We start from the raw sequence: 12,552 nt of genomic DNA on the forward strand, positions 1-12,552 counted from the left end.
ATTTTACTTATGTTAGTTAATTTTAATTACGCTGCAATAAGTTATACGAAGTTTAAAATATATTTAAGCTTGCTAAAGCAATGAATTGATTTTGGCGAATTATTACTATTTTTGAAGTCAAAAGTCAATTATTTCTGTCAAAATCAAGTCAAATCATAATATTTCACATAAGTATTAATACTTTAGAGAATAAATAATTAATGTCGCTGTTTATGAATAAAAATATTATTTTTTTAATTTATCTTAGTAATTTAAATTTTGCATATCAACCATCAAAGTGTTTTTTTGCAAAACTATATAAATAATTTAATAAAAATCTATTTTTTGAATCGACAGAATCGTAAATATTATTAGAATTACCCTGTAAATTTTATATTTTGCGATATTTTGCTGGTAAGCCTTGAAAAAATGGCATTTTTGAAATGTTTATTCTGGCTTAAAAATTTATAATTAATAAGCTGTATCTATTTCTAATTAAAATCTGTAATTAAATTTTATGGAGAAATAAATAATTATTTCTGTTTTACAGATTGCTAAATAATCAAGTAGGATAAAACGCTAAATTAAAACTTCCAGCAATTAAATGTAATTAATATAACAAACCAACAATATTGTACTTAAGGTTAAATAGTTATGAGCTTTATCAAAACCACATAATTTATGTTTGAAAGAGCGTGAATTACAAATCTTATGAGTAAGTGCTAGCAGATTTTCGTGTTGCTCAAGATGTATATTGAGCTAGTAGTTTATGATTTAAGACGTTACGGTGTCAGCATAATGAGAAAATGTAATTTGAGTATGGATGAGCCTGGAGCGAGTAAAAAGTTAAGACTCGTTCATGTTTATTTCCGGGAGACACATAAAGAAAAAAACGCCTACAGTGTTGATATCTGATAATTTTCAGGAAATAGCAACAAGCTTTGCAATACTGTATCGCCTGAAAGCTCTTTTCCTAAAAGAGTATGGTAATAGAGATGATGAATTATCGTAACAGGTGTTGTACAGACAATAAATGCTTGCGAGAGTAAGTGTTGTTGTTACGGGCGGTTTTTGGAGCGATATACATTTTGATTTGTGTATTCAGAAGGAAAGCTCAGCATTGCCTACATATTTTTATTTAATCGAGTCTTATTCGACCGAGGTATGCAAATTAAAGTCCTTTTGGCTTACTTTCGATTAATGAATCGAGCCAATCTCTCAAATTAACTTTACTTTGCTATTCTTTACGTGTAATAGCTATGGTAGTTAACTTGGGAAACCGTTGTAATTTGTACAATGCATCTGAGTTGATGTTGTCCAGATTGTGGCTCTAAACAACATTCATGAGCATTTCGACTTCAGTGCTAAGTGATTTGCTACAGGCGCTACCCCACCTCCGACCCCAGCTTTACTTTAAGGCTTCACTGACAGCACTTTCTCACGCAATGGAAGATCAAGTTTTGGCTGCTACTTTGGAGCAGCCATTGGTGATTGCGAATTTTCAAAGGGAAAGATTTTATCGCCAGGAAGCACATCGATACCAGCGTCTAGCACAAATCAGCAATCAAATTTATGTATTATCTGCGCCAGAAACGGATTTTGCTAATAGTTCAGAGTATTATGAAAAAATTGCTTTCGAGCCAGACGATTCTTTAAGTCAGGAATGGCATTTAGTTGTAATTGCTCAGAACTATGCTACCTGTTTGGTTTGTCGTGAAAGCGTTGGTTCATTAGCAAAGCATAAGCAAATACGGGAAGTCGCTAGTAGTCTTGATATGGACGCAGCCCGCAGATTTGAAGGAATTTGGACTGCAGAAAGGGGAGTAAGTCTCAAAGCGGCAGACTTCCTACTCCAAAAAATTTTGACTTATCGACCCGAACTAGCCGATAAAGTCGAGCAAGCAAAGCAAAGGTTGGGAATTGGGACAACAGGAGGTCAAGAGTTATCAACGTTAGAGCAAAATAATGAATACGCTTGTGACATTGATACTAATCCTTTTGTCCAACGCTTAGTAACCTATCTACAAGCCAGCCAATATAAATTACATAAAGCTTATCGTTCGATTTCTGCTCAAGCTCGCAAAGAACGATTGGTAAATTCCATTAGTACTGCAATTCGTCGCTCCTTGGATCCGCAAGAGGTTTTAAAAGTCGCAGCACAAGAATTAGGGCAAAATATGGCAGCTTCACGTTGCTTAATTTATCGTGCCCAAGCCAATGACAATAAGGCGACAATCGAACATGAGTTCTTAAATAATGGTTTAGTATCTGTTTTGGGGAAAAAATGGCCCTTAGCTAATAATCCTTTGTTTCAGTCTGTTGTCCAGGAGGGAGAAGGAATTTGTGTCACGGATGTAATTCACGAACCAAGGGTTACCGGTTCTAGGGAACTTTGGCGCTTGGTGGAAAAATTTTCAATTCGTTCTTGGTTGATAGAACCCGTACTATTTCAAGGAAGATTGTTGGGGATTGTGGAATTGCACTACTGTACTGAAGTTCCCCACGAATGGCAGACAGGAGAAGTAGATATGGTCAAAGCGATCGCTACCCATCTCGGTTCTGCTTTAATTCAAGCTGAAGCCTACGCCAATTTAGAAGATCTTAACCAGCAATTAGAAGCTCTCGACCGTACCCGCAGCAACTTAATTGCGATTACCGGGCACGAGTTGCGCACGCCCCTTTCGACAATTCAAGTGTGTTTGGAAAGTCTTTCCACCGAACCTGATATGCCCGCAGAACTCAGGCAGGTGATGTTAAACACAGCACTTTCTGATTCTGAAAGAATGCGGAAATTAGTGCAAGATTTTCTTACCCTTTCTAATTTGGAAAGCGGACGGGTAGAATGGCATCCTGAATCTTTAACATTAAAGGAATGTATTGACCTGTCCCTGAGCAGGGTTAATACCCGTGTTGTTCAAGAAGAATTACCTGAAATCACAACTGATGTTGCCAAAAAATTACCTTTAGTCAAAGCAGATGGTGATTGGTTAGTTGAGGTACTAGCAAAATTAATAGATAATGCCTGCAAATTCACGCCGTCAGGGGGGCAAATTAAGATTTCTGCCCACTTGAATAAGCAACACATGGTAGAGGTTACTGTTGCCGATACTGGTAGGGGTATCGAACCCAATCGCCTGGAGGTAGTTTTTGACCGTTTCTACCAGGAAGAAGGAGCTTTGAGGCGAACTGCAGGTGGAACTGGGCTAGGCTTAGCCATTTGTCGCCAGATTGTTATTGGCTGGGGTGGAGAAATTTGGGCAAAGTCATTAGGTAAAGACCAAGGAAGTGAGTTTCACTTCACCATACCTGTATTTGAAGGGAGTCAGGGACAAAAACGCTCCAAAGTTAATAGTAATTAGTGGTTGGGGATAGCACTGCGTGCCGCCGCAAGCGGCATATGGGGATAGGCGACTGGGGTACGCCCGCACTGCGATCGCAGTGCGCAAACCTGCTACGGGTGTCGTCTGTTTTGACTTTTAACTTATGTCCTACGGACACGCGATGCTAATGACTTTTAACTTTTAACTTTTGATTTTACCCCCTACGGAGTGTTCAATTAGCGTTCGGAAAATTGAATTATAAACATTGGGAAAAAAAATAAATGACTAAAAACTGTTAAAGTTCCTTACATAATCGCAATATTTGCCCGACGGGAGTGCTACGATGCCGTAAAAACCTTGAGAGAAACTTTATGGCAGACACACTTACTGGAAAAACTCCAATATTTGGTGGTAATACGGGTGGCTTGTTGCAAAAAGCACAAGAAGAAGAGAAATACGCCATTACTTGGACTAGCCCTAAAGAGCAAGTTTTTGAATTGCCCACAGGTGGCGCAGCTGTTATGAATGAAGGCGAAAACCTTATTTATTTACCTCGCAAAGAACATTGCATCGCCTTGGGTGTAAGAAAACTAAGACCATTAAAAATTACTGACTACAAAATTTACCGAATTTATCCCAACGGAGAAACTCAGTACCTGCACCCTGCTGATGGTGTCTTCCCTGAGAAAGTTAATGAAGGTCGCCAAAAGGTACGTTACGTTCCTCGTAACATCGGTGCTAATCCCAGCCCCGCAACAATTAAATTTAGTGGTAAAGCAACCCACGATGTTTAGTTAAGATTGGGGAAATTTCAAATTAAACTCCCGATCTAAGCTATGCTTCAACGCTGACTAGCTAAGAATTACCAAGGATGAAACAAATAAATTCCCTATTTATTAACTTTCTCCTTGGTAGTTTGCGATAATTGCTAGATTTGAATATTTAATGCTTATGGCTCAATAAATGATTGCTCCTAACTTTTCTCTGTTTTCCGAACTCGCGCAGCAAGGTAATTTTGTACCTGTGTATCAGGAATGGGTCGCTGATTTAGATACTCCTGTATCGGCGTGGTACAAGGTGTGTGTAGACCAACCATATAGTTTTTTGCTTGAGTCAGTGGAGGGTGGAGAGCAATTAGGACGTTATAGTTTTGTTGGTTGCGACCCCTTGTGGGTTTTAGAAGCTAGAAACGACCCATCTTCACAGGATAGTTTGGCAAATTACCATACCACTCAAACTCACCGTGATGGTTCGCAAGTTGTTTTCAGGGGCGATCCATTTACAGCTTTAGCTGAATGTCTCGAAGTATACAAACCAGTAAAAATACCTCAGCTACCTCCAGGAATTGGTGGTTTATTTGGCTTTTGGGGTTATGAATTAATTCGTTGGATAGAACCACGCGTACCCGTTCATTTACAAGATGAAAGAAATCTTCCCGATGGTTTATGGATGCAAGTAGACCATTTATTGATATTTGACCAGGTCAAACGCAAAATTTGGGCTATTGCTTATGCCGATTTACGTAACCCACACACGGATCTAAGGCAAGCATATGAATCTGCTTGTATTCGGGTAAATCAAATGGTGAGCAAATTATCTTTACCTTTGAAACCGGAAAAAACTATCGTAGAGTGGGTACCTCCGGGAAGTAGTACTACGGGGGAACGAAGTAGACTAAATGTGCAGGATTATAAAAGTAATTTTACTAAACCACAATTCTGTGCCAGTGTCAATAAGGCTAAGGAGTATATCAAGGCTGGAGATATCTTTCAGGTGGTCATTTCCCAGCGTCTCTCTACAAAATATACCGGACACCCTTTTGCACTTTACCGTTCTCTCCGCCAGATAAATCCTTCTCCTTACATGGCTTACTTTAACTTCAATGGTTGGCAAATCATAGGTTCTAGCCCGGAAGTGATGGTAAAAGCAGATCGCGATCCAGAAGAAGGTATCGTAACGACAGTGCGTCCTATTGCTGGGACTCGTCCCCGTGGTACAACTGCAAAGGAGGATGCTGCTTTTGCGAAAGATTTGCTACAAGACCCCAAGGAAATAGCCGAGCATGTGATGTTGGTAGATTTAGGACGTAATGACTTGGGGCGTGTTTGTGAAAGTGGTACTGTCAAGGTTGATGAGTTAATGACAATTGAGCGTTACTCTCATGTCATGCATATTGTCAGTAATGTTATTGGTAAGTTGTCGCCAAGTAAAACTGCATGGGATTTATTAAAAGCCTGTTTTCCTGCTGGTACGGTGAGTGGTGCACCGAAAATTCGGGCTATGGAAATTATTCATGAGTTAGAACCTTGTCGACGTGGGGTTTATTCTGGGGTTTACGGACATTATGATTTTGAAGGACAATTAAATAGTGCGATCGCAATTCGAACGATGGTGGTACAAAATAATACCGTCTGTGTCCAAGCTGGTGCGGGTTTAGTGGCGGACTCGGATCCGGAGAAGGAGTACGAGGAAACTTTGAATAAGGCGCGGGGTTTGTTAGAAGCGATACGTTGTCTGCAGTGAATCTAATTTTAGCAGTAAAAACTCATCTAAAAACTACATAAAACGAAAAAATCACCCTATTAAATTAGTAGTAAATCAAATATTATTGTTATATCTAAGTCATATTATATCCGTTAGCAATAAAGTTGGTATTTGCGTTATGTTCTGACAGACATCATGCAACTACAAATAAGGTTTTTTCATAAGTTTATTTTTTAAAGATATATGAGGGAAGGGTTATGTTGAAACCTAAAAAACTATCTCTGGAACAAGAATTCAATATACGTGTATTTGAGACTAAGGTAAAACAAATGAACCTCGAACAAGCTCAAGGTTTTTTAGTCGAACTCTATCAACATATGATTGCACAGGAACAGATTTACAAAGAGTTGCTCGGACAAAAATAGAACTTACAGTCAATCTAGTACGCCAGAATAAATATCTTTTAATCTGTAAAGTGTACAATCAAATTATCTGGAATTTTATAACCACGTCCGTATAAGTATTTGAAAGTTAAAATATAGCAATCATCGTTGATTTATGGACAGATAAATGCTGTAAATCAATATCCGGGTGGTGCTTGAAAAGTTCCAGTAATTTGGGTCAATTTTTCCGCAATTGAGAGAAGTTTCATATCACTTCCACGCTTTCCTACTACTTGCACACCAATGGGTAATCCTTGCTGCGATCGGCTAAGTGGTAACACTACTACCGGGTTCCCAGCTAAGTTAAAAATTGTGGTGTAAGCTCCAATACCTCTCAAATAGGGAAACTGCTTACCATCAATTTCAATATCTTCTCCCGATCGCCGATGGGTAAATGCTGGAATTGGTACAACAGGACATAACCAAACATCCCAGTTATTTAAAAAACTTTCCATCTGAGCAATTATGTCTTTGCGTTGTTCAAGAGCATTTTCATACTGTTGTTGATTTACTGTAGGTATACCTAATTCGAATCTGAAAATCTCGCCATAAGTTTTGCTTGCTAAATTAAAATCCAAATTGAGTGGGTTGTGTTGTTCAATACAACACCCTAAGTTTTCTAAAGATAATGCAAGTTGTTCTAAGGATATCTTCGTTTCCGTTGATGCAGGAATAATACTAAAACCTACTGTCCAAGCGTAGCGATATGACTTTAAATTCTCCACTATATGATATTCATTTTTTGATATAGGGAGTAACCATTCCTGTTGAGGGTCAAGTCCTTGAATTAACGATAGACACAACCGTAAATCCTCCACACTACGGGCTAGAGGTCCTACTGTTTGTAAATACCTAATGGTTTTTGGTTTTCCCGGTAATTCAGGAATATGTCCAAACGTTGACACTCGGTGTTCTGTAGGTTTAAAGCCAAATACACCACAAAAATGTGCGGGAACGCGAACAGAACCGCCATAATCACTACCTAGTTCTAACGATGATAATCCCGCAGCTACAGCAGCTGCACCTCCTCCCGTACTACCACCGGTTGTATATTCCAGGTTCCAAGGATTATTGCTTTTTCCAAACAGGGGACTATTGGTCTGAAAATCTCCCGTCAACTTTGGTGTATTGGTCTTCCCGAGAATAATTGCTCCAGCTGCACGTAGTCTAGCCACAACAGTTGCGTCTTGGGTTGGGACATAATTAGCTAGGGGTTCATAACTACAGGTAGTTCGTAATCCTTTGGTCTCGAAGCTATCTTTGATGGTTATGGGAACACCATGTAGTGGACCCCAAATTTCTCCTCTTGCTAAAGCTTCATCAGCTTCCTTGGCTCTTTGATAAGCATTCTCTTGATTTAAGGTAATAATGGCGTTGAGCTTGGGATTGTGCAAAGCAATATGTTCAAAATGAGCTTCTATAAATTCAGTTGATGAGACAGTACAATCGCGAATTAATTTTGCAATTTGAGAAGCTGATAAAAATACTAGGTTATTCATTACCTAAAAGTATGTAAATATTCAGACCGAATAAATTATGACGATATCGCTTACTGTTAATATATGCGTTGATAAGTAAGTAGGCGAGAAAAAATTAAACTATGTGAATAAACATAAAGTACACGTATTTGGCTCTTAGTAGTGCTTTAGGACTAAAGCGCTATTACAAACAAGTTATGATTTTTCTTACTAAACTACTTACAGCTACACCGCCTAAATTAAATTATTGTTACCAAGATTGTTGTAATCGGAGGTTGTGCTTGTGCCAGATCCAGCAACTGAAGGCAATACTCACTTTATCTCACCACGTTTACTGAAAGCATTAAATTACCAAACTCCTGTAAGTAAATTTTATGCTGAAACGACCTATATGAGTCGTCGAAATGACCCAGAGAGTATTGATTTTACCTTGGGTGATGCCCATGAAATGCCACCTACAGGATTTGTAGAAGCTTTACAACATTGGAGCGTACCACAGGATGAAGGTTGGTATGGTTACAAAACAAATATTCCTGAAGCCCGGGTTGCTGTATCTACCTCTCTTAAGGACAAACGCGGACTTTCTATCTTACCTGAAGATATTTTTATGACTAATGGTACTGTAGTTGGTTTGGCAATGTGTCTGCAAATGCTGGCTTCTGATGGAGATGAAGTAATAATTATAGCTCCACCCTGGTTAGGCTATAGGCGTATGATTCATTTAACTGGTGCAGTTCCAGTGAGTGTATCTGTTGATAGAAGCACCTTCGATCTCGATCTGGAAGCGATCGCAGCAGCAATTACACAAAGAACTCGGGCGATTATCATCAATTCACCTCATAACCCTACTGGTAAAATTTTCTCTACTGCAACTTTGGAAGGTTTAGCAGCTATACTCACCGAAGCTTCTAAGCGCTATGGTAATCCTATTTATCTAATTTCCGACGAAACTTTTAGCCGCATTATTTTTGACAATCGGGATTGTCCTAGCCCTACTCAGTTTTACCCGTTTTCCTTCTTGGTATATGGTTACAGTAAAACCTTCATGGCTCCCGGTCAACGTATCGGGTATATTGGCTTACCTCCAACTATGCCAAATCGGGAAGAAATAAGGCGAATAATTAGCATCTTACAAGGAAGTAATTTTGGTTGGTGTTATCCCAGCGTATTAATGCAGTATGCCTTAGCTGACCTAGAAAAAATCAATTTGAACCCCAATATCGAGCATCTACAAACAAAACGAGATTGGATGGTCAAGGAATTGCAGGATATGGGTTACAAGCTGCACAAACCTGATGCGACATTCTTTCTTTTAGTGCGAACGCCTTGGGAAAATGACTGTAATTTTGCTGAGTTATTGGCGAGTCATAATGTATTTGTTTTTCCAGGTACACCTCAAGAAATACCTGGTTATTTCCGTATTTCTCTGACTGCGAACGAAGATATGATTTCTCGTTCTTTACCTAAATTTCGAGCCGCAATAGAATACACACAATCTCACGAAAGTTTTAATCAAGTCGTTTGAAAAAAACATTATTAAGTGGTGCTAGATTTATTAATTCTATGGTAATAAACAATTACAACCAAAATTGCCTATTACCATCTAATCCACCGGGATAAATACCTCTTAACCGTCGATAAGCAATACGGTCAGAACCAAAAAGCGGAATGGGTAAACGTGGTTCCCTAAGGGAACCATGGTGGAGTAGGGTAAGTTTGAGCGTTGTTTCGGCTAAGTCTTCAATTGATACTTGATGTCCTGCTTCATGAATTTTCAAACGTAAGGGGAGAGGTAAACCTACATTCTCAGACTTGAATTCTGTTGTGACCAAAATTATCTCGCGAGCAGATAAACGCAATCCTAAGCCTTTTGTCGGTGCTTTGATAATTTGTTGTTCCCAATTATAAAGTCGAGGTATTCCAGATTTGTAACATTCAACCAGGATAAACTGAGAACCTGTAGCTTTAGCCCATTCTTTCAAATGTAAAGCTTCATCACCACAAAATCGTCCATCTCGGTAAATCAATACTGTCTTTTCTTTAAGTTTCGCTCCTGGAAGAAAATTTTGTAATACTACTTGAGGAATCTCTTCACCTTCAATCAAAGCGTCTCCTATTTTATAATCATCAAATTCACCTTGTTTTCCATACAATCGTGAACTTGCGCAAGCGTTCATACTTCCTTTACTTCTCTTTTTAGAAGCCCTAGAAACATCTAAACCAATAAAATAATCAGCAATTTCTAATGGTTTAGCTAATACAAAAGGTAAATTACCTAATTTTGCTAAAATTCCAGGAATAATTTGATTGAGAATATTATGAAATTTGACATCTTTCAATGTGCGTTCATAAATAAATTGACTCGCAATTCCTCGTCGCAGTAAACACGAAGAAATTAAAGAATATAAACTACCATTTGGAGTATCATCACTATTACGATCTTCCTGTGGTAAAAAGACTAAAACTATATCGGGATGCTTTTCCATCAAATCATTGATTTTTTCTTCGACTTTAGTTCTAGCTTCAATGGTTGTAAAGTTTTCTAAATATAATGATTTAACGTTTTCTTGAGGAATTATACTTTCAAAACCATATTGCTGTAAACGTTCTTGTACTTGCTTTAAACAAGAATTTTTAACCAGGAAATTACCTATTTTCAATGCAGCTATAGTAATTTTGTCTGATGGATTCCTATAATTTTGATGACGGCGATAAACCCCACCTCTAGAAAGACCTTTAAGTATATTGCTTTGAAATTCAGTAATATTGTTTCCAAATAGTAACTTAGTTGCTGAGATTTTAAATTTTGGTTGCCAAAATAATTGTGGATAATTGCGACTATTGATACTTTTCCCTAATCCAAATCCATAATTAGTTAAAACCTTTTCAGCTTCCTGTTTATATAATATTAAAAGTTCTTTTCTTTCTCTAGGAACGATTTTAGCTACATTAAGTAGTTTGTTATGTTCCAAACCAAGTTTAATTGCTGTTTCAAGAGTTATACAGGGACGTAAAGCTCCCATTGCATAGTGAAATTGCTGTTTATTTTTACCAAACTGTACAGAAACTAATGGTTGTTCGTCTGGTGCTTCTTCTAATGCTTGTTTACTGATTGTACCAGTTGCACTTGCTTTTAATTTTTCTTTATGTTCGCCAACAGTACCAACAATTCCGGTAATGGTAGCAAAACTACTACGTTCTATATCTTGAACTTTTAAGCCGACTAATAGTTGTTGGGGATTTTGTTTATAGGAATGATTTTGATAAAACTCAGCTAAATTAATCGTACAATTAAAGTTACTCTTAGCTGTTATTGTTAAAGCTGGGATAAACTGACCTTCTAGTTCTATAATTTCTGCCCAAAAATTAGCTTCACGTCTTACTTCTACTTGTTTTTGGGAAAAAGCAATTGGAGATGAGAATGGACAGGCAATTTTTAAAATTCTAGTCGCTAACTGAGCAAGAGTAGAAGCTGTAATTTGTGGTTTTTCTACCAACTGAACCGAGTAATTGTTATGGAAAGCAAAGTTAAAATTGTAGCTATTGCTAATATCTCTTTTTAATTCCTCACAAATTTCTAGAAGAGCTTTTTTGAATTGTTTATGGTTAGGGGGTATTTGAGTAGGTTTATTTAAAACCCAGAAAAAATTATTTTGCCAAATAACAATTAGTTCGGTAAACTTTTGACACAAATGCCAGCTTAAACGATTACCAATTTCTCGTCCTACTTCTGGAAAAATTTGAAAACATATTATATTCTCTTTTAAATTATATCTTGAATTATCAACTTCAAATATGAGTGGTAAAATCTCACTTAAAAATATTGGAGTTACCGCAGATTGCGGAAGCGGTTTGGTAATAGCAATATTCATGCAGCAACCTCAACAACAGCAAATTCACAGATAGAACTGAAGGGACAAAATCCACAACTCACACCAGGGTTTGGTGGAAATATGTATTTGAAATCAGCAGAGTTTTTTCGATAACGTTGCAAATCTTGTTGATGTTGCTTTGCAAGTCTGGACATTACAATCTGGAAAGATTCTAATACTTCAGCTGTTGCTGTAATTGCTTCTGAATGCTTGCAATTTTCTAGGTTATAAAAAGAAGCTATCGCTTTTCGTTGCGGATAAAGATAGCTCGCTGCTAATAGATAAATATAAGCTTGTCTGCGATCAAAGTCAGTTTTACCTGTCTTGAAGTCTAAAATATGCAATGTATTGTCTTCTTCGACAAAAATGCAGTCAATGGCTGCATATAAATTAAATAGATAATTACCCTGTTGAATGAAAATCGGTTCTGGAAAACCCTCATCACCCCGACTGAGCTTAATTACTTTCTTACCTAATAGAATCGGATTTTCCAAATAATTATTCAATATTTGAGTGACTCTTTCCCGGACTACATCAGAATATGAGCTTAATTGAATCGTTTCTATTACCAGTTGTAGAGTATCTCTTCGGTGAAGCATTGAAGAGTCTTTATGCAACTCATAAACACCTTTTTGTGCAAGAATTCCTATCTGTTGAGGTGTATTGTTTTGTTTCAGAAGTTTTGCAATTTTGGGTTCTCGTTTTCGCGCTCTGGTATAACCTCGCTTCATATCGCAATGAAAATGCTCCAGACCCACTGCTGGAGAAAAAGAAGATAAAAGATTATAGCTAGCAAAGTTCCAAATTTTTCTTGAATTAGATTTTCTTGGCTTAAATTTTGTTGAGTGAGATTTTATTGGATTAGAAACCTGATGATTCATCGAGCAGAAGCTTTTAAGTATGCACTATGTTGTTTATGTAGCTCGTGTTTACTATTTTATTCAACCCAAATATTACTTAAGCTCAGCAACTAAAT

General features: G+C 37.5%; 8 protein-coding genes. 5 read left to right on the top strand and 3 right to left on the bottom strand.

What is annotated here, in order from left to right; genetic code table 11:
• Positions 1–1,322 precede the first annotated feature (1,322 nt).
• The 4 genes from BC008_RS43595 to BC008_RS45970 all read left to right on the top strand — a co-directional run bounded on the left by BC008_RS43595 (position 1,323) and on the right by BC008_RS45970 (position 6,208).
• Positions 1,323–3,338, top strand: coding sequence for a DICT sensory domain-containing protein (locus BC008_RS43595; RefSeq protein WP_027845344.1), 2,016 nt, complete (start codon positions 1,323–1,325; stop codon positions 3,336–3,338).
• A gap of 332 nt (positions 3,339–3,670) precedes the next feature.
• The gene (gene psaD, locus BC008_RS43600; RefSeq protein WP_027844942.1) at positions 3,671–4,093 is read left to right on the top strand and encodes a photosystem I reaction center subunit II PsaD; all 423 of its coding nucleotides are present in this window, start codon (positions 3,671–3,673) and stop codon (positions 4,091–4,093) included.
• Positions 4,094–4,262: 169 nt separating this feature from the next.
• Complete coding sequence (gene trpE, locus BC008_RS43605) at positions 4,263–5,822, top strand: anthranilate synthase component I (protein WP_027844943.1); 1,560 nt, start codon at positions 4,263–4,265, stop codon at positions 5,820–5,822.
• A gap of 218 nt (positions 5,823–6,040) precedes the next feature.
• On the top strand, positions 6,041–6,208 hold the full coding sequence (locus BC008_RS45970; RefSeq protein WP_063800872.1) for an NblA/ycf18 family protein: 168 nt from the start codon (positions 6,041–6,043) through the stop codon (positions 6,206–6,208).
• A 155-nt stretch (positions 6,209–6,363) separates the two neighbouring features.
• Here the strand turns inward: BC008_RS45970 and BC008_RS43610 are convergent, their stop codons facing one another.
• Positions 6,364–7,725 carry an amidase gene (locus tag BC008_RS43610; protein WP_027844944.1) on the bottom strand — a complete coding sequence of 454 codons (1,362 nt, stop codon included), beginning with the start codon at positions 7,723–7,725 and terminating at the stop codon, positions 6,364–6,366.
• A 262-nt stretch (positions 7,726–7,987) separates the two neighbouring features.
• On the opposite strand from BC008_RS43610, the gene BC008_RS43615 reads away from it, so the two are divergent.
• Positions 7,988–9,229 carry an aminotransferase class I/II-fold pyridoxal phosphate-dependent enzyme gene (locus tag BC008_RS43615; RefSeq protein WP_058184788.1) on the top strand — a complete coding sequence of 414 codons (1,242 nt, stop codon included), beginning with the start codon at positions 7,988–7,990 and terminating at the stop codon, positions 9,227–9,229.
• Between the two features lie 52 nt (positions 9,230–9,281).
• Here BC008_RS43615 and BC008_RS43620 read toward each other — a convergent pair whose 3' ends face one another.
• A complete protein-coding gene (locus BC008_RS43620; protein WP_027844945.1) occupies positions 9,282–11,576 on the bottom strand; it encodes a Piwi domain-containing protein in 2,295 nt (764 codons plus the stop codon).
• Positions 11,573–12,457, bottom strand: a complete 885-nt coding sequence (locus BC008_RS43625) for a PD-(D/E)XK nuclease family protein (RefSeq protein WP_082650747.1) — start codon at positions 12,455–12,457, stop codon at positions 11,573–11,575. Before BC008_RS43625 ends, BC008_RS43620 begins: the two co-directional genes overlap by 4 nt.
• Positions 12,458–12,552 lie beyond the last annotated feature (95 nt).

The sequence above is a fragment of the Mastigocoleus testarum BC008 genome, assembly GCF_001456025.1.
Lineage (GTDB): Bacteria > Cyanobacteriota > Cyanobacteriia > Cyanobacteriales > Nostocaceae > Mastigocoleus > Mastigocoleus testarum.

Bases quoted from the DNA above. Each gene is read 5' to 3' on its own strand.
- BC008_RS43625 (WP_082650747.1), bottom strand. From the start codon at position 12,457: ATGAATCATCAGGTTTCTAATCCAATAAAATCTCACTCAACAAAATTT.
- BC008_RS43610 (WP_027844944.1), bottom strand. From the start codon at position 7,725: ATGAATAACCTAGTATTTTTATCAGCTTCTCAAATTGCAAAATTAATT.
- BC008_RS43595 (WP_027845344.1), top strand. From the start codon at position 1,323: ATGAGCATTTCGACTTCAGTGCTAAGTGATTTGCTACAGGCGCTACCC.
- BC008_RS45970 (WP_063800872.1), top strand. From the start codon at position 6,041: ATGTTGAAACCTAAAAAACTATCTCTGGAACAAGAATTCAATATACGT.
- psaD (WP_027844942.1), top strand. From the start codon at position 3,671: ATGGCAGACACACTTACTGGAAAAACTCCAATATTTGGTGGTAATACG.
- BC008_RS43620 (WP_027844945.1), bottom strand. From the start codon at position 11,576: ATGAATATTGCTATTACCAAACCGCTTCCGCAATCTGCGGTAACTCCA.
- trpE (WP_027844943.1), top strand. From the start codon at position 4,263: ATGATTGCTCCTAACTTTTCTCTGTTTTCCGAACTCGCGCAGCAAGGT.